Annotated in this window: 17 protein-coding genes, 1 tRNA gene and 1 pseudogene; 9 read left to right on the top strand and 10 right to left on the bottom strand. The window is 72.3% G+C overall.

Annotated features, from left to right (window positions below):
• The first annotated feature begins 23 nt into the window (after nt 1-23).
• The gene (locus ACIBVL_RS37960) at nt 24-437 is read left to right on the top strand and encodes an SsgA family sporulation/cell division regulator (RefSeq protein WP_399104859.1); all 414 of its coding nucleotides are present in this window, start codon (nt 24-26) and stop codon (nt 435-437) included.
• Between the two features lie 19 nt (nt 438-456).
• On the opposite strand, the gene ACIBVL_RS37955 is transcribed toward ACIBVL_RS37960, so the two are convergent.
• On the bottom strand, nt 457-1,863 hold the full coding sequence (locus tag ACIBVL_RS37955; protein WP_399104857.1) for an FAD-binding oxidoreductase: 1,407 nt from the start codon (nt 1,861-1,863) through the stop codon (nt 457-459).
• Nucleotides 1,864-1,955: 92 nt separating this feature from the next.
• Here ACIBVL_RS37955 and ACIBVL_RS37950 point away from each other — a divergent pair, with 92 nt between their 5' ends.
• Nucleotides 1,956-3,401, top strand: coding sequence for a tetratricopeptide repeat protein (locus ACIBVL_RS37950; protein WP_399104855.1), 1,446 nt, complete (start codon nt 1,956-1,958; stop codon nt 3,399-3,401).
• 21 nt (nt 3,402-3,422) lie between these two features.
• Here the strand turns inward: ACIBVL_RS37950 and hppD are convergent, their stop codons facing one another.
• The gene (gene hppD, locus ACIBVL_RS37945; RefSeq protein ID WP_399104853.1) at nt 3,423-4,568 is read right to left on the bottom strand and encodes a 4-hydroxyphenylpyruvate dioxygenase; all 1,146 of its coding nucleotides are present in this window, start codon (nt 4,566-4,568) and stop codon (nt 3,423-3,425) included.
• 122 nt (nt 4,569-4,690) lie between these two features.
• Here hppD and ACIBVL_RS37940 point away from each other — a divergent pair, with 122 nt between their 5' ends.
• The 4 genes from ACIBVL_RS37940 to ACIBVL_RS37925 are packed head-to-tail and all read left to right on the top strand — an operon-like array spanning nt 4,691 to nt 7,824.
• Entirely contained in the window at nt 4,691-5,164 is a 474-nt protein-coding gene (locus ACIBVL_RS37940; protein ID WP_399104937.1) for an Lrp/AsnC family transcriptional regulator, read from the top strand.
• Between the two features lie 36 nt (nt 5,165-5,200).
• Nucleotides 5,201-5,854, top strand: a complete 654-nt coding sequence (locus tag ACIBVL_RS37935) for an ABC transporter permease (protein ID WP_399104851.1) — start codon at nt 5,201-5,203, stop codon at nt 5,852-5,854.
• Nucleotides 5,847-7,046 carry an ABC transporter ATP-binding protein gene (locus ACIBVL_RS37930; RefSeq protein ID WP_399104849.1) on the top strand — a complete coding sequence of 400 codons (1,200 nt, stop codon included), beginning with the start codon at nt 5,847-5,849 and terminating at the stop codon, nt 7,044-7,046. Before ACIBVL_RS37935 ends, ACIBVL_RS37930 begins: the two co-directional genes overlap by 8 nt.
• Nucleotides 7,033-7,824 (top strand): ABC transporter permease, encoded by a 792-nt coding sequence (locus tag ACIBVL_RS37925; protein WP_399104847.1) that lies wholly within the window; start codon nt 7,033-7,035, stop codon nt 7,822-7,824. The genes ACIBVL_RS37930 and ACIBVL_RS37925 overlap by 14 nt, the downstream gene beginning before the upstream one ends.
• A gap of 101 nt (nt 7,825-7,925) precedes the next feature.
• Here the strand turns inward: ACIBVL_RS37925 and ACIBVL_RS37920 are convergent, their stop codons facing one another.
• The 6 genes from ACIBVL_RS37920 to ACIBVL_RS37895 all read right to left on the bottom strand — a co-directional run bounded on the left by ACIBVL_RS37920 (nt 7,926) and on the right by ACIBVL_RS37895 (nt 13,868).
• Nucleotides 7,926-8,717, bottom strand: a complete 792-nt coding sequence (locus ACIBVL_RS37920) for a S16 family serine protease (protein WP_399104845.1) — start codon at nt 8,715-8,717, stop codon at nt 7,926-7,928.
• A gap of 47 nt (nt 8,718-8,764) precedes the next feature.
• The gene (locus ACIBVL_RS37915) at nt 8,765-9,406 is read right to left on the bottom strand and encodes an IclR family transcriptional regulator (protein ID WP_399104843.1); all 642 of its coding nucleotides are present in this window, start codon (nt 9,404-9,406) and stop codon (nt 8,765-8,767) included.
• 311 nt (nt 9,407-9,717) lie between these two features.
• Entirely contained in the window at nt 9,718-11,508 is a 1,791-nt protein-coding gene (locus ACIBVL_RS37910) for a DEAD/DEAH box helicase (protein WP_399104841.1), read from the bottom strand.
• A gap of 199 nt (nt 11,509-11,707) precedes the next feature.
• Nucleotides 11,708-12,094 (bottom strand): type II toxin-antitoxin system death-on-curing family toxin, encoded by a 387-nt coding sequence (locus tag ACIBVL_RS37905; RefSeq protein WP_399104839.1) that lies wholly within the window; start codon nt 12,092-12,094, stop codon nt 11,708-11,710.
• The gene (locus ACIBVL_RS37900) at nt 12,091-12,291 is read right to left on the bottom strand and encodes a hypothetical protein (RefSeq protein WP_399104837.1); all 201 of its coding nucleotides are present in this window, start codon (nt 12,289-12,291) and stop codon (nt 12,091-12,093) included. Before ACIBVL_RS37900 ends, ACIBVL_RS37905 begins: the two co-directional genes overlap by 4 nt.
• A gap of 74 nt (nt 12,292-12,365) precedes the next feature.
• Nucleotides 12,366-13,868, bottom strand: a complete 1,503-nt coding sequence (locus ACIBVL_RS37895; RefSeq protein WP_399104835.1) for an MFS transporter — start codon at nt 13,866-13,868, stop codon at nt 12,366-12,368.
• Nucleotides 13,869-14,073: 205 nt separating this feature from the next.
• Between ACIBVL_RS37895 and ACIBVL_RS37890 the strand changes: the two genes are divergently transcribed.
• The 3 genes from ACIBVL_RS37890 to ACIBVL_RS37880 all read left to right on the top strand — a co-directional run bounded on the left by ACIBVL_RS37890 (nt 14,074) and on the right by ACIBVL_RS37880 (nt 17,485).
• A tRNA-Cys gene (locus tag ACIBVL_RS37890) sits at nt 14,074-14,148 on the top strand.
• 74 nt (nt 14,149-14,222) lie between these two features.
• Nucleotides 14,223-14,837, top strand: coding sequence for a class I SAM-dependent methyltransferase (locus ACIBVL_RS37885; RefSeq protein ID WP_399104833.1), 615 nt, complete (start codon nt 14,223-14,225; stop codon nt 14,835-14,837).
• A 248-nt stretch (nt 14,838-15,085) separates the two neighbouring features.
• On the top strand, nt 15,086-17,485 hold the full coding sequence (locus ACIBVL_RS37880; RefSeq protein WP_399104935.1) for an endonuclease/exonuclease/phosphatase family protein: 2,400 nt from the start codon (nt 15,086-15,088) through the stop codon (nt 17,483-17,485).
• Between the two features lie 173 nt (nt 17,486-17,658).
• Here the strand turns inward: ACIBVL_RS37880 and ACIBVL_RS37875 are convergent, their stop codons facing one another.
• Entirely contained in the window at nt 17,659-18,882 is a 1,224-nt protein-coding gene (locus tag ACIBVL_RS37875) for an SUKH-4 family immunity protein (RefSeq protein ID WP_399104831.1), read from the bottom strand.
• A 147-nt stretch (nt 18,883-19,029) separates the two neighbouring features.
• Nucleotides 19,030-19,527 (bottom strand): annotated as a pseudogene (locus ACIBVL_RS37870) (phosphotransferase).
• Nucleotides 19,528-19,617 lie beyond the last annotated feature (90 nt).

Below are 19,617 nucleotides of genomic sequence, written 5' to 3'. Positions count from 1 at the left end.
TCCGTACCGAGAGGAGAACGACCATGCATCACACCGTGGTGGAACGCGAGCTGACGCTGAACCTCATCGTGTCGCCGGAGCGCAGCGTCCCCGTCCCGGCCCGGCTGAGCTACCGCAGCGACGACCCCTTCGCCGTCCACGTCGCCTTCCACATCGACTCCGAGCACCCCGTCCACTGGACCTTCGCCCGTGACCTGCTCGTGGAGGGCGTCTTCCGGCCGTGCGGGTACGGGGACGTACGGGTGTGGCCGACGAAGGCGGAGGGGCGCCCCGTCGTGCTGATGGCGCTGAGTTCACCCAACGGTGACGCCCTCCTGGAGGCGCCGGCCGCTCAGGTCTCCGCCTGGCTGGAGCGGACCCTGCGGGTGGTGCCCCCCGGGACCGAGGGCGAGCAGCTCGGTCTCGACGAGGGTCTGGCCGGGCTGCTCGCCCAGTGAGCCGGCCCGCGCGAAGGGGTCAGAACAGCTTGCCCGGGTTCAGGATCCCCAGCGGGTCGAACACCTGCTTGACGCCGCGCTGCATCTCCACCCCCACCGGGCCGAGCTCACGCGCCAGCCACTCCTTCTTGAGGACGCCCACGCCGTGCTCGCCGGTGATCGTGCCGCCGAGCTCCAGGCCGAGGGCCATGATCTCGTCGAAGGACTCGCGGGCACGGCGGCACTCGTCCGGATCCTGCGCGTCGAAGCAGACGGTGGGGTGGGTGTTGCCGTCACCCGCGTGGGCGACCACCCCGATGGTGAGCCGGTGCTTCTCCGCGACGCGTTCGACGCCCTCGATCATGTCGCCGAGCCGCGACCGGGGCACGCACACGTCGTCGATCATCGTCGTGCCCTTGACGGCCTCCAGGGCGACAAGTGAGGACCGCCGTGCCCGGAGGAGGAGTTCGGACTCGGCCGCGTCGTCCGCGGGGACCACCTGGGTCGCGCCCGCCTCCTCGCACAGCGCGCCGACGGCGGCCAGGTCGGCGGCCGGGTCGGGGGTGTCGAAGGCCGCCAGCAGCAGGGCCTCCGTGGTCTCCGGCAGGCCCATGCGGGCGAGGTCGTTGACGGCCTTGACCGTCGTGCGGTCCATCAGTTCGAGGAGCGACGGTACGTGGCCGCCCGCCATGATCCGGCACACCGCGTCGCAGGCGGCGGCCGCCGACTCGAACTCCGCCGCCAGGACCAGCTGCTGGGGCGGTCGCGGCCTGAGGGCCAGGACCGCCCGTACGACGATGCCGAGCGAGCCCTCGGAGCCCACGAACAGGCGGGTCAGGTCGTACCCGGCGACACCCTTCGCCGTACGCCGGCCGGTGGACATGAGCCGCCCGTCGGCCAGCACCACGTCCAGCCCCAGGACGTACTCGGCCGTCACCCCGTACTTCACACAGCACAGGCCCCCGGAGGCCGTGCCGATGTTGCCGCCGATGGTGCACATCTCCCAGCTGGAGGGGTCGGGCGGGTAGTACAGACCGTGTTCGCCCACCGCGCGCGCGAGGGTGGCGTTGACGACTCCCGGTTCGACGACGGCGATGCGGTCGACCGGGTTGATCTCCAGGACGCGGTCCATCTTCGTCAACGACAGCACGATGCAGTCGTCGGTCGCGTTGGCGCCGCCGGACAGGCCGGTGCGGGCGCCCTGCGGGACGACGGGGACGCGCAGTTCGGTCGCGGTGCGCATGACGTGCTGGACCTGCTCGACCGTGCGCGGCAGCACGACGACGGCCGGGGTGCCGGCCGGACAGAAGCTGGCCATGTCGTTGGCGTACGACACCGTGACGTCGGGGTCGGTGAGAACGGCGTCGGCGGGCAGGCCGACGAGCAGACGGTCGACGAGGTTGCCCGTGACCTCGTCGCGTGGCGCTTCGATACGGCTCATGATCACAGGTTCGCACCCGGGGCCATCGGTGTGAACCCCGTCCACGGCGGCCGTCACCTGCCCGGGTGCGGCCGGCGCGCTGACGCACAGTGAGCGCCATGGAGAGCGTCGTACAGAAGGAAAAGATCACCGCGCCCGCCCCGCAGGAGTGTCCTGGGCGAGCCCCCTGGTACCGGCGGCGGCTGCTCGTCGGCTCGCTCGCGGGGGCTCTCGCGCTGGCCGGCGGGGTGGTCGTGCTGTGTCTGCCCGGGGAGCGGGCGGACCGCGGGACGGCGCCCGCACCGGCTCCGGGGGCGCGGGCGGCGGTGGGGTCGGGGGTGCCGGCCGCGCTGCCCGGTCTGGCGGTGCTGATCGACGAGGGCGAGCGGCGGGTGCGGCGGCAGCCGCGGGACGCGGGGGCGTGGGCGGTGCTCGGCGCGGCCTATGTCGAGCGGGGGCGGCGCACCGCCGACGCGGCCCTCCTCTATCCGAAGGCGGAGCGTGCGCTGCGCACCTCGCTGAAGGTGCGCCCGAAGGACAACGCCGACGCCCTCCGCGGTCTGGCCGCGCTGGCCAACGCGCGCCGGGACTTCCGGGCGGCGCTGGCCTGGGCGGAGGCCGCGCGGAAACTGGCGCCGGCGCGCTGGACGACGTATCCGCAGCTCATCGACGCGTACACGGGCCTCGGCGACTACAAGAAGGCCGACAGGGCGCTGGAGAGGCTGGTGGAACTGCGCTCAGGTCCGGCCGTGCTGGCGCGCGCGGCGGAGGTGTACTGGGACCGGGGCCGCCGGGAGGACGCGCAGGCGGCGCTGGCCGACGCGGCGGCCGGTGCCTCCTCCCCCGCCGAGCAGGCCGCGTGGCTGGAGCGGGCCGGGCAGCTGGCCTGGGAACGCGGTGAGCGGGAGAGCGCGCTGCGGCACTTCCGGGCGGCCGTACGGCTGGACCCGGACCTGCGGGCCGCGCAGGCGGGGCAGGGACGGGCGCTGGCCGCGCTGGGGCGGACCTCGGAGGCGCTGACCGTGTACCGGGTCGCGCTCGCCAAGCAGCCGCTGCCGCGGTACGCGCTCGAACTGGGCGAGCTGTACGAGTCGCTGGGGCTGTCGCGGCCGGCGCGGGCGCAGTACGACCTGCTGCGCCGGCGGGTGCGGGAGGACGCGGCGGGCGGGGTCGACGGGGAGCTGGTGCTCGGTCTGTTCGAGGCGGACCACGGCGATCCGGCGTCGGCGGTGCGGCGGCTGCGGGCCGAGTGGCGGCGCCAGCCCGGCATCGCGGTCGCGGACGCGCTGGGCTGGGCGCTGCACCGGGCCGGGAACGACAAGGAGGCGCTGAAGTACGCCGCGATCGCCACCGACCGGGAGCACGGCGGGGCGGTGCTCAGTGCGCCGTACGCCTATCACCGGGGCATGATCGAGCGGGGGTTGAAGCGGACCGCGCCGGCCCGCCGCCGTCTTCAGGAGGCGCTCCGGCTCAACCCGTACTTCTCCCCCCTGCACGCCCCGGCGGCCCGTGCCGCGCTGGCGGCCCTGGGCGAGCCCCGGGACGTGCCGCCGCCGGGGCCGTGATGCCGAGGCCGGGTGCCGTCGCTACAGGTTGCCGCGCTTGGCCTGCTCTCGTTCGATCGCCTCGAACAGGGCCTTGAAGTTGCCCTTGCCGAAGCCCATCGAGCCGTGGCGTTCGATGAGCTCGAAGAACACGGTCGGGCGGTCCTGGACCGGCTTGGTGAAGATCTGCAGGAGGTAGCCGTCCTCGTCGCGGTCGGCGAGGATCTTCAGCTCGCGCAGGGTGTCGACGGGCACGCGGGTGTCCCCCACCCACTCGCCGAGGGTGTCGTAGTAGGAGTCCGGGGTGTCGAGGAACTGGACGCCGGCCGCGCGCATGGTGCGTACGGTCTCGACGATGTCGTTGGTGTTGAGCGCGATGTGCTGGACGCCCGCGCCGCCGTAGAACTCCAGATACTCGTCGATCTGGGACTTCTTCTTGGCGATGGCCGGCTCGTTGATCGGGAACTTGACCTTGAGGGTCCCGTCGGCGACGACCTTCGACATCAGGGCGGAGTACTCGGTGGCGATGTCGTCGCCCACGAACTCCTTCATGTTGGTGAAGCCCATGACCCGGTTGTAAAAGCCGACCCACTCGTTCATCCGGCCGAGCTCGACGTTGCCGACGCAGTGGTCGATCGCCTGGAAGGTGCGGTGGGCGGGAGGTTCGACGATCGGGTCGGCGGCGACGTAGCCCGGAAGGTAGGGGCCGTCGTAGCCGGAGCGGTCGACGAGGGTGTGGCGGGTCTCGCCGTAGGTGGCGATCGCGGCGAGGACGACCGTGCCGTGCTCGTCCTTCAGCTCGTAGGGTTCGGCCACCGAGCGGGCGCCGTGCTCGAGGGCGTAGGCGTAGGCGCGGCGGGCGTCCGGGACCTCGATGGCGAGGTCGACGACGCCGTCGCCGTGCTCGGCCACGTGCTGTGCGAGGAAGTGGCCCCAGGTGGTGGCGGGCTTGATCACGGAGGTGAGCACGAAGCGGGCCGAGCCGTTGGTGAGCACGTACGACGCGGTCTCGCGGCTGCCGGTCTCCGGTCCGCGGTACGCGACGAGCTTCATGCCGAAGGCGGTGGAGTAGTAGTGCGCCGCCTGTTTGGCGTTGCCCACGGCGAAGACGACCGCGTCCATTCCCTTGACCGGGAAGGGGTCTGCCTGCCGGGCGGTGTCGGGAGTGCGGTGTGTGGTCTGCGTCATAGCGGAAGCCTCACTCCCGCCCGCAAGGTGCGCAATAGTTCGCTTTCTCGCTGGGCAATCTGTTCAGTGGTACGACGGTACCGGCGGTCTTTCTGTACAGGGTGACCATCTTGGAGGCGGGCGTGGCGATCGATCATCTGGACGGGCGGATCATCGCGCTGCTGGCCCGGGAGCCGCGCATCGGGGTGCTGGAGATGTCCCGGCGGCTCGGCGTGGCCCGGGGCACGGTTCAGGCGCGCCTCGACCGGCTTCAGTCGAACGGAGTCATCCGGGGATTCGGGCCCGACGTGGATCCGGCGGCCCTCGGTTACCCCGTCACCGCGTTCGCCACCCTGCAGATCCGGCAGGGGCAAGGAACCGATGTGCGGGCCCACTTGGCGACCGTGCCGGAGGTACTGGAGCTGCACACCACCACCGGCAGCGGGGACATGCTGTGCCGGCTGGTGGCCCGCTCCAACGCCGATCTCCAGCGGGTCATCGACCGGGTTGTCGGTTTTGATGGGATCGTCCGGGCGTCCACCGCGATCGTGATGGAGAACGCCGTTCCGCTGCGGATCATCCCGCTGGTGGAGCAGGCCGCCCAGGACTCGGGTTAGTCGGTCAGGCAGGCGGGCACCGGGCGGTGAGGGTGTGTGAGCTTCTGGGAGTACCTGGGTGAGCGGCACCAGCAGCTGCTCGCGGACGCCTGGCGGCACGCCGCCGTCGTGGTGCCGTGCGTGGTCGTGGCGACCGTGCTCGGGGTGGCCGTCGGGGTCGCCGTCCACCGCGGCGGCCGGACGGGTGATCTCGCCACCGCCACCGCCACCGCCCGCACGCTCCTCGCCGTCCCCGCCCTCGCCCTGATCGGTCTGCTGGTGCCGGTGGTGGGTCTCGGTGTGCCGCCGACGGTGATCGCGCTGACGTTGTGCGGGCTGCCGCCGGTCGTGCGGAACGCGGTCACCGGCCTGCGCGGGGTGGACCCCGTCCTGGTGGACGCGGCCGGCGGCCTCGGCATGTCCCGGTTCGCCCGGCTGGCGCGGGTGGAGCTGCCGCTGGCCTGGCCGCCGATCCTGACCGGGATCCGGGCCGGCACCCGGATGCTGATGGGGATCGCCGCGATCGCCGCGTACGCCTCCGGGCCCGGCCTCGGCAACGAGATCTTCCGTGGCCTCGCCTCCCCCGGCAGCGCGTACGCCCTCGACGAGGTCCTCGCGGGCACGCTCGGGATCGTCGTCCTGTCGCTGCTGTTCGACGCCGGGTACGTCGTCCTCGGTCGGCTGACGATTCCGAGGGGGATGCATGGCTGAGGCCGGACACGTGACCGAGGGGGAATGCGTGGGCGAGCCCCGTGCGCGCGGCGCCGCGATCGAACTGGAGAACCTCAGCAAGCGGTATCCCGGCAGTCCGCGGCCCTCCGTCGACGACGTGACCCTGGAGATCAAGGGGGGCGAGACCGTCGTCCTCGTCGGCCCGGCGGGGTGCGGGAAGTCGACGATCCTGAAGATGATCAACCGGCTGGTCGAGCCGAGCGGCGGCCGGATCCGGATCGACGGCGAGGACGTCATCGGCGCCGACCCGGTGCGGCTGCGCCGGAAGGTCGGGTACGCGGTCGGGTCGTCGGGGCTGTTCCCGCACATGACCGTCGGCCGGAACATCGCGCTCGTCCCGAGGATGACCGGCTGGCCGAAGGCGCGGATCCGGGACCGGGTCGAGGAGGTGCTCGGCCTGGTCGGACTCGATCCCGGCGAGTTCCACGGCCGCTATCCGGGCCGGCTGTCCGAGGGGCAGCGGCAGCGGGTGGGCCTGGCCAGGGCGCTCGCGGCCGATCCGCCCGTCCTGCTGATGGACGAGCCGTTCGGCACGCTGGACCCGGTCACCCGGGAGCAGCTCCAGGACGAGCTGATCCGGCTCCAGGGCGAGCTGCGCAGGACGATCGTCCTCGTCACCCAGGACGTCGACGAGGCGATCAGGCTGGGCGACCGGGTCGCGGTGCTGGGCGAGCGTTCGCGGATCGCCCAGGTCGGCGCCCCGGAGGCGATCCTCACCCGCCCGGCGGACGCGTTCGTGTCGGGGTTCGTGGGCGCGAGGGCCGTGCTGAGGAGGCTCGACCTCACCCGCGTGGGAGAGGTGCCGATCAGGGACTGGCCGACGGCCACGGTCGACGACCCCCTCCAGGTCCTCGTCCGCAGGCTCCGCACCACCGGGACGACCGAGATCCTGCTGCTCGACCGGCACGGCCGCCCCGACAGCTGGCTGGGGCGCGGCGACCTGATGCGGGCGAAGGGCTCCGCGGCCCGCGCCGGGACCCCCGTGCGCTCCACGGTGGCCCGGGACGCGACACTGCGGGACGCGCTGGAGGCGGTGCTGGCCGACAGTGGCGGGCGGGTCGTGGTCACCGGGCGGCGCGGCGAGTACACGGGCGTCGTGGACATGGAGACACTGCTGAACTCCGTGCACGGGCTACGCGCCCGGAACAGGAGGGGGCGTGCCGGCGCCTGAGCTGGAGAAGCGGGAGGCGGCGCCGGTCGCGCCCGCGCGACAACACGTCACCTGGCGGAAGCGGGCCCTGCTGCCCGGCTTCCTGGTCGTCCTGCTGCTGGGCACCTGGCTGTGGTTCCGGCAGGCCGCCCTCGACCCGGTGTCCGAGGGCGCCCTGTCGGGCGGTCGGGTGCCGGAGGCGCTGTGGCAGCAGGTGCGGCTGACGGTGATCGCCACGTTCTTCGTGCTGGTCGTCGGGGTCCCGCTGGGCATCCTGCTGACCCGCCCGGTGTTCCGCCGGGCCGCCCCGGTCGTCCTGGCCGTCGCCCGCGCGGGCGGCGGGGCGATCCCGGCGGTCGGTCTGCTGGCCGTGCTGGTGGTCTGGCTGGGCACCGGCATGACGGCGGTCCTGATCGCCCTCGTCCTCTGCGCCCTCCTGCCCGTCGTCTCCCACACCGTCACCGGTCTGCTGGCGACCGACCCGACGCTGCTGGAGGCGGCGCGCGGGATCGGCATGTCACCGGCGGGGGTGCTGTGGCACGTCGAACTGCCCCTCACCGTCCCGCGGCTTCTCACCGGTGCCCGTACGGCACTCGTCCTCAACGCCGGCACGGCGACCCTGGCGGGCTTCGGTGGAGGCGGGGGGCTGGGTGCACTGATCGCCACCGGCATCCGGGAGGAGCGAACGCCGGTGCTGGTGGTGGGTTCGGTCCTGACGGTCGCCCTTGCGCTGCTGGTCGACTGGGTGGGGTCGATGGGGGAGGTGGGGTGGAGCGGAGGGGGTGAGGTGGAGGAGTGAGGTGGAGGAGTGAGGTGGAGACGGTGAGGTGGGTGGAGTGGGTGAGACGCAGTGATCGCCCCCGAGACCCACCTCGCCCTGGCGCCCCGAGGCCCGCGGCACTAGCAGCTGGGCACGGAGCCCTTCCCGCTCTCCAGGGCCGTCAGCGCGCTCACCGCGCCCTCGAGCGTGGTCACCGGGATCAGTCGCAGGCCCTTGGGCAGTTCGGACCGGGCCTCGGAGCACTCGGCCCTCGGGACGAGGAACACCGTCGCACCATCCCGGCGGGCGGCCTGTGTCTTCAGGGCGACGCCCCCGACCGCGCCCACCGTGCCGTCCGTGTCGATGGTGCCCGTACCGGCGATGGTGCGCCCGCCGGTGAGGTCGCCGTCGTCGCCGTCGCCGTCGAGCTTGTCGACGATGCCCAGCGAGAACAGCAGCCCGGCGCTCGGGCCGCCCACGTCGGCCAGCTTCAGGGTGACCTTGATGCCGTCGTCGGTACGGTCGAGGTACTTCAGGGCGGCCCGGGTCGCGGCGTCCTGGGACTCCTCCATCTGCTCGGTGTTGTGCTGCTCGATCTCCTTGGTGGTCTGCCCGCTGGGGTAGACCGAGTCGCGCGGCATGATCGCCTGGTCGCCGCGGAACCAACCGTCGATGACGTCGGCGAGCCTGACGTCGGCGTCCGGGCCGGTCGCCTCGATCGTCGTCATCCGCAGCTGCCCGGACGTCTTGCGGGTGGGCGCGCCGGAGATCGTGATGACCGGGGTGCCCTGGTTCTCGCCGAGAACGTTCGCCGTCATGCCGGGCTGCGCCACCGAGAACGGCAGCGGCGCGAACACCGCGGTGGCGAGCAGCCCCACGAGGGGCACGGCACAGGCGACGACGCCCTGGAGGCGTGTGAGGCGAGAGAGCACGAGGTCAATGTAACCGGCGCCGGTGTGCGCGCCCTCGCGCAGGTGCGTCAGCGCAACGCCTCCGCCACCTCCCGCGCCGCGTCCACCACCCTCGGTCCCACCCGCTCCGGTACCGCGTCGGCCAGCATGACGACACCCACGCTGCCCTCGACACCCGTGACTCCCAGCAGCGGCGCCGCCGCCCCGCTGGCACCGGCCTCCAGTTCCCCCTGCGTGAGGGTGTACCCGGGCTCCTCCGGCAGCTTCTGGCGGGCGGCGAGGATCGCGCGGCCGGCGGCTCCCCGGTCCAGCGGGTGCCGGAACCCGGCCCGGTACGCCACGTGGTAGTCCGTCCACGACGGCTCGACGACCGCCACGGCCAGCGCCTCCGCGCCGTCCACCAGGGTCAGATGGGCGGTCGCCCCTATGTCCTCGGCCAGCGACCGCAGCGCGGGCAGCGCCGCCTCCCGGACCAGCGGATGCACCTGGCGTCCCAGCCTCAGCACCCCGAGGCCGACCCGGGCTCGCCCGCCGAGGTCCCGCCGTACGAGTGCGTGCTGCTCCAGCGTGGCGAGCAGCCGGTACACGACGGTCCGGTTCACGCCCAGTTTCTGGGACAGCTCGGTGACGGTCAGCCCGTGGTCGGTGTCGGCCAGCAGCTTGAGGACCTTCAGGCCCCGGTCGAGCGTCTGGGAAGTCTCCGCGGTCACGACGCCCACTCCTTCAGTGGTGAGGTCGGCGGCCCCCGTCGCGGCGGATGCGTCACCGAGTCCCGTCAGTGACGCGCTACAGAGGCCGCCGATCGGCAGATGGGCCCGGCTTGTCCGGGCCCAGTCGCTTCACGGCTGCGCTCCGCGGCGGCGCTGCCACGGGGCGTGTGCGTAGCGGGACAGTAGCGAAGCAGGTTCGCTGAGCGGAAGAGAACGTCCAGAATCCGGTCAATGGCCGTTATGAACGACTAGGATTTGTCGCGCTTTTGCCCTGATACGTGACCTGCCGCGGGTGGCGTGGGGGCCCGCTGTCACTTCATCCGGGTGGCCCACTCCTGCACCTTGGCGATGCGCTGCCGCAACTGCCCGGCCGTCGCCTCCGCGCTCGCCGGTCCCCCGCACACCCGCCGCAGTTCGGTGTGGATGACCCCGTGCGGCTTGCCGCTCTGGTGGACGTAGGCCCCGACCATCGTGTTGAGCTGCCGCCGCAGCTCCATCATCTCCTTGTGCGAGACGACGGGCCGCCGCTCGGCCGGCACCTCCAGCAGATCGGCCTCGCTGTCCGGCTTCTTCCTGCTGTGCGCGATCTGCTTGGCCTGCCGCTTCTGCAGCAGCAACTGCACCTGATCGGGCTCCAGCAGCCCCGGAATGCCGAGGTAGTCCTGCTCCTCCTCGCTGCCCGGGTGGGCCTGCATGCCGAACTCGGCGCCGTTGTACATCACCCGGTCGAAGACGGCGTCGGACTCGAGGGCCTCGAAGGGCAGCATGTCCTGCTCGCCGGTGTCCTCGTCCTGCTGCTTCTCCGCCTCCTGGAGAAGCTTCTCCTCCTCGGCGTAGGGGTCCTCCTCCCCCTCCTTCTTCGGCTTGTCGAGGACGTGGTCGCGTTCGCGCTCCATCTCGTTGGCGAAGCCGAGCAGATCGGGCACGGTCGGCAGGAACACGGACGCGGTCTCGCCGCGCCGCCGCGACCGTACGAAGCGGCCGACGGCCTGAGCGAAGAAGAGCGGCGTGGAGATGGTCGTCGCGTACACGCCGACCGCCAGCCGCGGCACGTCGACGCCCTCGGACACCATCCGCACCGCGACCATCCACCGGTCGGTGTTGTGGCTGAACGCGTCGATCCGGTCGGAGGCGCCGGCGTCGTCGGAGAGCACGAGGGTCGCCTTCGAGCCCGTGATCTCCCGGATGAGCTTGGCGTACGCACGCGCCGAGTCCTGATCGGAGGCGATGACCAGCGCGCCCGCGTCCGGGATGGCCTTCCTGACCTCCGTCAGCCGCTGGTCGGCGGCGCGCAGCACGCTCGGCATCCAGTCACCGCGCGGATCCAGGGCCGTACGCCACGCCTGGCTGATCGCGTCCTTCGTCATCGGCTCGCCGAGCCGCGCGGCGATCTCGTCACCGGCCTTGGTGCGCCAGCGCATGTTGCCGCTGTAGGACAGGAAGATGACGGGCCGCACGACGTTGTCGGCGAGCGCGGAGCCGTAGCCGTACGTGTAGTCGGCGGAGGACCGCCGGATCCCGTCGGCCCCCTCCTCGTAGGTCACGAAGGGGATGGGGTTGGTGTCCGACCGGAAGGGGGTGCCGGTCAGGGCCAGTCGACGGGTGGCGGGCTCGAAGGCCTCCAGGCACGCCTCGCCCCAGGACTTGGAGTCACCGGCGTGGTGGATCTCGTCGAGGATGACGAGCGTCTTGCGCTGCTCGCTGCGGTTGCGGTGCAGCATCGGCCGCACACCGACGCCCGCGTACGTCACCGCGACGCCGTGGTAGTCCTTGCTGAGCGGTCCGGCGCTGTACTCGGGATCGAGTCTGATCCCTATCCGGGCCGCGGCCTCCGCCCACTGCTTCTTCAGGTGCTCGGTCGGCGCGACCACGGTCACCTGCTGCACGACGTGGTGGTGCAGCAGCCAGGAGGCGAGGGTCAGCGCGAAGGTCGTCTTGCCGGCGCCGGGCGTGGCGACGGCGAGGAAGTCGCGCGGCTGCTCCTGGATGTACTTCTCCATCGCCCCCTGCTGCCAGGCCCGGAGCTTGCTGGCGGTACCCCACGGGGCGCGGCCCGGGAAGGCGGGAGAGAGGTGGTGGGAGTGGGAGGAGGTCGCAGACATAGAAGTGGGCCCGGAGGGCCCTCCGTTGAGGGTGCTGGCGGATGACGGGCGGGCGGTAGTCACGGTCTCCGGGTTCGGGGGTCGGGCGGCTCGGCTGGCGTGATGGACTCGGCTACGTATGACAACCGGGCCACCCTACCGGCGGCCCGGGACGGTGACCGCGCGAACGAGGCCGGGTCGCCGCAGGGTGGGACCCACGTCACAGCGCCCGCAGCCGCTCCGCGATCGCGCCGACCTCCGATTCCGCACCGGAGGCGACATCGATGACCAGGTCGTATGCCGCGTCCTGGTCGCAGCCGGCGAGGTCCACGCCGTGGAGGGCGAGAAGGGTCACGGTGGCGAGCCAGGCCGCGCGCTTGTTGCCGTCGACGAGGGGGTGGTTGGTGGCGAGGGCGTGCAGGAGTGCGGCGGCCTGCTCGTGGAGGTCGTCGTAGGCGGCGGTGCCGAACATACGGGCCCGTGGCCGGTGTACGGCGGAGACGAGCTGCCCGTGCGCGCGGGCATCGGGGGCATGTCCGCCGAAGGCGATACGGGCGATGTCCGTGACGTCGGCGACGGTGAGGTGACGGGTCGGGCGGCCGCTCACTCCCCCAGCCTCCGCAGCAGCTCGGCGTGGGCCCCGGCGAGCCGCTCGGCCGTGGCCCGCACCCGCGCCTCCTCCGCACGCAGCAGCGTGTGTACGGCGTCCAGCGCGACGTCCTCCGGCCGGCGGCCCGTGGCGTCCGCCAGGTCGGCGAGGGCGCGGCCGAGGTCCGGGGGGAGGGTGAGGGTGAGGTGCCGCATGCCGGTGAGGATAGGAAGCGGCGGGGCGCACGGGCCAGGGGATTTCAGCTGCTGGGCTTGTGCGGGCCGGGTGGTCAGGGGCGCCGCTCGTGCAGTCGGGTGGTGACCCACGCTCCGAACAGGGCCACACCGGCCATCGGCAGGAATACGGCGGCGAAGGCGGCCGGGTGCGAGGAACCGCCGGCCGTGGTGGCCGTATGGGCCACGCTTCCGCCCCCGAGCGCCGCGAAGGCGGCACCACCCGCGGCCAGCAGCAGCACGTTGGACAAACCGTCCGAGATCTGCAGGGCGGCCGAGTTGGCACCGGCCTCCTCCGGGGCGGACAGCTGCAGCAGAAGCACGCTGGTGGAGGAGATGACGAGCCCCATCCCGAAACAGCCGAACCCCCAGGCGACGGCCACGGTCCAGGCGGGCACGGAGTGGATCAGCACACTGGGCGCGGCGGCGATGGCCCCGGCGGCGAGCACCATTCCCACGGTCGTCAACCGCTCCCGGTACGGGGCCACTTTCGCCCGGGCCTGCACCCACGACCCGAGAGCCCACGTCCCCCCACCGGCGGCGAGTGAGAACCCGGCGAGGGTGGGACTCAGCCCGCGCTCGGTGACGAGCATCAACGGTACGAAGGACTCGGCGGAGATGAAGGCCCCGGCGGCCACTCCGCGCAACAGCACCACGGAGGGCAGCCCGCGGGCCGCCCGCCAGGTCCCCCGCGGAAGCAGCCCGAGCGCGGCGGGCACGAGCAGAGCGACCCCGGCCGCGATGGGGAGGACGGAGAGGGGCCGCAGATCCTGAGCGCCGTACTGGAGCAGGCCGGCCCCGAACGAGATCCCCAGCGCAAGCCGAATCCGCCGCCGGCCGAGGGAGGAGTCGCCGACGGAGCCGCCGGAGCCCCGGGAGCCGTCCGGCCCCTCTGCCCCGCCTGAGCCGCTGTGGACCGCCCCACCGGCCCGCCGCCGTATCTGCGGCAGGGCGAGCCCCAGCGGAAGCAGGACGAGAACAGGTATCCCGAGGAAGACCCACCGCCACCCCAGCCGCTCGGTCACCGCACCCGCGGCGAGCGGACCGACGACGGACGGCACGACCCAGCAAGCGGCGAAGGCAGCCATGATGGCCGGCCGCAGCCGCTCGGGATAAGCCCGCCCCACGACGACGTACAACGCCACGATGACCAGCCCACCGCCGAGCCCCTGCACGGCCCGCCCGAGGATGAACACCCACATGTCCTGAGCGGTCCCGGCCACCACGAGCCCCGCCGCGAATGCCCCGATGCCACTGCTCAACGCCCCCAGCGGCCCCCGCCGATCCGACCACTGCCCGGCGAGCACCATCCCGAACAGACTGGTGGTGAAGTACCCGGAGAACGCGAACGCGTACAACGACACCCCGCCCAGTTCCCGGGCGGCAACAGGCATGGCGGTCCCCACTGCCGTTGCCTCGAAGGCGATGAGCAGCACCACGGAGACGATCCCGACACTGAGCGCCCGGTAGGCCCGCCCAAGGACGGTCTCCTCGGAGCTCGGGCCGGGACTCTCACACGTATCCGCGACACCGGTGTCGCGAGGTTCCAGGACAGCCATGCCCGCCAGCGTAAGGTCCACGACTGACATTGACCCCTGTCAGAAGACGGACCCCACCTCCGACCTTCGTCGTACGCCCCGCCTCGCCCTCCCCGTTCATGAACGGCGTATGGCAGTCCCGTTGCGGCGCGGCCGATTTCCTTGAGCCCCCTGCAGCCCCCGCCGTACGGTCAATACACCAAGTCCGAACCGGACCTGGCTGAACGGCCGTGTGCCCGAGTGGTTCAGGGGCTCGCCTGCAAAGCGAGTTACGTGGGTTCGAATCCCGCCACGGCCTCCAAGAAGGACCAGCACCGCTGCAGGCTGAGGACTGTCCGACGACGCTGAGTTGACGTGCCTCGCTACCGTGGCCCCATGCGCCGGAACGATCTCCAGCCGTACTGGAACACGAACGTCGCTCGGCATCCGGGCATCCTCCGTGCCGTACCCGAGGGGTGCGGGGACGCGCTGGACGTGGGGTGCGGGGACGGGCTGCTGGTGCGGAAACTGGCCGGGCGGGCGAAGCGCGTCACCGGCGTCGACAGTTCGTCGGAGATGATCGCCCGGGCCCGGGGACTCGCCGCCGGCCATGCGGAACTCCTCTTCGTTCAGGGCGACTTCCTCACCGTCGAACTTCCCGCTGCGGGCTACGACTTCATCTGCTCGGTGACCGCCATCCACCACATGGACTTCGAGGCGGCTCTCCTGCGCATGCGCGCGTTGCTGCGGCCCGGCGGCACACTGGTGGTGGTCGGCATGGCCCGTGAGGTGAGCCTGGCGGACTGGGCGGCGAGGATCGCGGCCGCCCCGGTGGTGAGGGTCACGAAGGTGCTGCGCCGTGCGCGCGGCCCGGAGGGGATGCCGGTCTCCCGCCCTCACATGAGCTACGCGCAGGTGCGGACCACCGCACACCGTCTCCTCCCGGGCGCGCGCTACCGCTGGCACGTGCTCCGCCGATACTCCTTGACCTGGGAGAAACCCGCCCACTGAGGGATTGTTCCGAGCCCTGCGACCAAGCCTTCGACCAAGCCCCTGCGACCGATCCCTCCGATCCCCCTTCGATCCGCCTCAGACCAATCCCCTTTCTGTTCCCCGGATTTAACCTACGACCCCTTGGCGACTCCCTCTCTACGCGCGTAACTTGATCCGGCCTCCCCCACACACCCCGGCCGTACCCGACGACGTACGAGGAGACCGCCAGCGTGTCCAGACCCGCAGGTAGCAGACCCCGCCGCACCATCCATGCGCTCATATCCGTCGGCGTGGCCAGCGCGTTCGCCATCGTCTCCCTGCCCGCCGCGTATGCGACGCCGTCCGCCACGGCGGTGATCTCCGAGGTGTACGGCGGTGGCGGGAACTCGGGGGCGACCCTGACCCGGGACTTCGTCGAACTCGGCAACGCGGGGTCGGCGGCCTACGAGCTGGCCGGGTACAGCGTGCAGTACCTGCCCGGTTCGCCGTCCTCGTCCTCGGTGTGGCAGGTGACCGCGCTGAGCGGGTCCGTGGCGCCGGGCGGGCGGTTCCTCGTCGCGGAGGCGGCGGGTTCCGGGGGGACGACCGCGCTGCCCACGCCCGACGCCACCGGCTCCGTCGCGATGAGCGCCACCAGCGGCACCATCGCCCTGGTCTCCGGCACCACCGCCCTGACCTGCAAGACCGCCGCCGACTGCGCGGCCGACAGCCGGATCGTCGACCTGGTGGGCTACGGCAGCGCCGTCGTCCGGGAGGGAAGCGGGCCGGTCACCGGGGCCTCCAACACCGCCTCCGTCGCGCGCGGCGCCTCCCTGGCGGACACCGACGACAATGCCGCCGATCTCGTCTCCGGTACGCCCTCCCCGGTGAACTCCGCCGGGCAGACGCCCGGTTCGGGGGACGGCGGCGGCGGGGGCGGCGGGGACGACCCGACCCAGCCCGGCACCGTCCGCATCCATGACATCCAGGGCACCACCCGTCTCTCCCCGCTCGCCGGACAGACCGTCACCCGTGTCCCGGGCATCGTCACCGGTGTGCGGACGTCCGGGTCGAAGGGGTACTGGATCCAGGATCCGTCGGCCGACTCCGACCCTCGCACCAGCGAGGGCGTCTTCGTGTACACCGGGTCCGTCACGCCCACCGTCGCGGTCGGCGACTCGGTCCTGGTCAGTGGCAAGGTCAGCGAGTACTACCCGAGCAGCACCAGCCAGTCCGTCACCGAGATCACCGGGCCCACCGCGACCGTGCTCTCCGGCGGCAACGCCCTGCCGACCGCCGTCACCGTGGACGCGGCCGGCGTCCCGGACGCCTATATCCCCACCGCCGGGGGCGGCAGCATCGAGTCGCTGCCCCTGGAACCGGCCGTGTACGCCCAGGACTTCTACGAGTCGACCGAGGGCATGCGGGTCACCTTCTCCGACGCGCGGGTCGTCGGGGCGAGCGACGAGTACGGCGAGCTGTGGGTGACCGTCAAGCCGGACGAGAACGCCACCGTGCGCGGCGGCACCCTCTACTCCTCCTACGACCAGCCCAACACCGGCCGCCTGGAGGTGATGTCGCTCGACACCACCACCGCCTTCCCCGTCGCCGACGTCGGCGACGAGCTGTCCGGCACCACCACCGGACCGCTCGACTACTCCACCTACGGCGGCTACAACGTCCAGGCCACCCAGCTCGGCACGCTGGTCGACCACGGGCTGAAGCAGGAGGTGACCCGCCGGCAGAAGGGGGACGAGCTGGCCGTCGCCACCTACAACGTGGAGAACCTGGACGCGCTGGACGACCAGAAGAAGTTCGACCGGCTCGCCCAGGGCGTCGCGGTCAACCTCAGCTCTCCCGACATCGTCGCCCTGGAGGAGATCCAGGACGACAACGGCGCCACGAACGACGGCACGGTGACCTCCGAGGCCACGCTCAAGCGGTTCACGGACGCCGTCCGCGCGGCCGGCGGGCCCCGCTACCAGTGGCGCTACATCGCGCCCACCGACGGCCAGGACGGCGGCGAGCCCGGCGGCAACATCCGTCAGGTCTTCCTCTTCAACCCCAAGCGGGTGTCGTTCACCGACCGGCCCGGCGGTGACGCCACCACGGCGACGAGCGTGGTGAAGACGCGTAAGGGTGTCCGTCTCTCCGCCTCCCCCGGCCGTATCGACCCGACCGACGACGCCTGGGACAACAGCCGCAAGCCGCTGGCCGGCGAGTTCGTCTTCCAGGGCGAGACCGTCTTCGTCATCGCCAACCACTTCAACTCCAAGGGCGGCGACCAGCCCCTGCACGGCCGCTACCAGCCGCCCGCCCGCAGCTCCGAGACCCAACGGCAGGCGCAGGCCGCCGAGGTGAACACCTTCGTCAAGTCGCTGCTCGCGGCCGACAAGAACGCCAAGGCCGTCGTCCTCGGGGACCTCAACGACTACGAGTTCTCCCGGACCGTCACGACGCTCACCGACGGGGGTGTCCTCACCCCCCTGATCACCACCCTGCCGCCCGCCGAGCGCTACACCTATGTGTACGACGGCAACTCGCAGACGCTGGACCACATCCTCACGAGCCCGGCCGTCACCCGCTTCGACTACGACGTGGTGCACCTCAACGCAGAGTTCGCCGACCAGGCCAGCGACCACGACCCGCAGATCGTGCGGATCGACGTCAGCAGGTGCCGCCGCTAGGGCGTGTTTCGAAAGTAGCGTCGTCCGCCCGGAGGGCGGGGCCCGCGGCGTCTGGTGCGGTGCATCGCAAGGCGGAGGGTCGTCCGCGTACTGGGCGTACGCGGGCGATCCCGACAACGCGGCGAGGCGCCGTGCCAGGCGTCGCGGGCCAGACGGGACTTTCGAAACACGCCCTAGGCGTACAGCCCTCCGCCCGCCTCGTCCTCGAACACCCCCGGCCAGTAGCGCCAGCCGTCGTCGGTGGGGGTGTTCGGGGTCGGGTCGCAGGCGACCGGGTCGACCGCGGACAGGGTGCGGCACATCGTCTCGGCCAACTGGTCGTAGGCCTCGGTCAGTTCGTACACCGCGTCCAGGGCGTGCTCCCGGCGTATCAGCCAGAGGGTGAACGCCAGGGTGGAGACATCGGCGTTGAGCGGGCGCAGGGAGAGGTCCGGCTCGCTCCAGCTCAGCACCGCTCCCGTGGCACCGTCGACGACCAGGCTGGTGTCCTCCACCAGGTGGCCCAGGCGGATCAGACGGTCCGCGTCGGCCGGGAGCTGCCCCTCGGTGAAGACGCCCTCGCGGGCGTCCGCGCAGTACTCGGCGAGGGTCTGCAGCGGCATGTCCGTCTCCAGGAAGAACCAGACGACCTCCTCCGGCAGGCCCACCTGGCGCAGGAAGCGGCGGGTCGGGGCGTGGGTGAGCGCCTTCGGGAAGTCGACGTCCTCGAAGCGGGCGACCGCGCCGGGGCCGAACTCCTCGTCCAGGAAGCGGACCGGCAGGTCCAGGGCCAGGCCGGAGGTGGTGCCCGGGCCGGCCACCAGGGCCAGCGGGCGGATCACCGCGGCCAGCTTCCAGAACAGTCCGGGCTCGCCCTCCGTACCGCCGGCCTCGAACACGGCCAGCAGCTGCCGGGTCGCCTCCGCCACCGCGTGGGGGCCCAGCCGACCGGCGTAGGAGGCGAACTGGCCGCGCAGTGCCGCCAGTTCGTCCACCGCGGTGGCCCAGTGCACCAGCATCTCCAGGCTGGGCGCGAGGGGGCGGGGGTCCATCAGGTCGGGGCGGTCGTGCAGGAAGTACGTCGTCGAGATCTCGCCCGTCGCACCGTCCAGCAGGACGGACTCCCGCTCCCGGCCGTCCACTCCGAGGATGCCGCCGATGACCAGCCGGTCGCGCAGCTCCACGGCCAGGCGGCCGTCGGAGTCGCCCGTGGAGTCACCGACCGTGCGCAGCCCCTCCGTGCGCAGCGCCTCGAACGTCAGCAGGCCGCCGTCGCCCGGGAGTCCGGGGCCGGTCAGCCAGCGGCGCGTCGGCGCGTGCGTGACATACGGGTCCAACTCGCCCTCGGTGAGGGTGATCACTCTCATGCCGGTGAGGTGTGTGATGTCGGTGGCGGTGGTGGTCCTGGTCGTGCCCATCGGGTCCCCCGTGCGGATAAGTGCGTGCGCCGTCCCACTGCTCCGCACCCTACGCGGCACCACTGACAACGGCCCCTGACCAGCGACGACGCCCAGCGACGCCGACAGCGCCCCGCAACACCGACACCGGTCCCCACTGAGTAGACGTCAGGCCACCCTCGCGCGTTCCCGTCCCGCCGGAATCGCCTCGACCGTCTCCCCCACCGTCCACCGCGAGGTGTCCAGCCACAGCCCGAGGCGCGGGGTGCGCCGCCGCAGCTCCGCGTCCAGGCCGGCCACCGTCCAGCCGGCGCCGTAGCCCGACTTCTCCCGGCCCGCCTCACGCGCCGCGACCGCCCCGGCGTCCGGCGCCAGGACGACCACGTACAGCGGGCGGGCGCGGACCAGCCCGACGTACTCCGTCAAGGACGGGCCGAGGACCACGTCCTGCACCACCGCCGTGAAGCCGGCCTCCGCGTGGCGTCCGCGGTCGCCGCCGACAGCCGTACCGCAGCCGGAGCTGCGCCTCGGCCTCGCCCCGGCGCCGGGGACGTACTCCTCGCGGCCGGAGACGATCATGCGGCGGAAGAGGTCCCCGCGCACATGCGCCGCCCTCGGCGGTCTCGCCGCCGGCGCCTGCGCGACCGTGGACGTCCCGGACGCCATCACTCCGGTGACGAGGACGACACCGGCCAGGCTCACGTGAGGTAGACGCCGCCCAGCACCACGGCCAGCGCCGCCACCACGAACACCAGG

It is taken from the genome of Streptomyces sp. NPDC049687 (assembly GCF_044465285.1).
In the GTDB taxonomy this organism is placed as follows: domain Bacteria; phylum Actinomycetota; class Actinomycetes; order Streptomycetales; family Streptomycetaceae; genus Streptomyces.
This window is presented reverse-complemented; position numbering and strand designations above follow the sequence as displayed.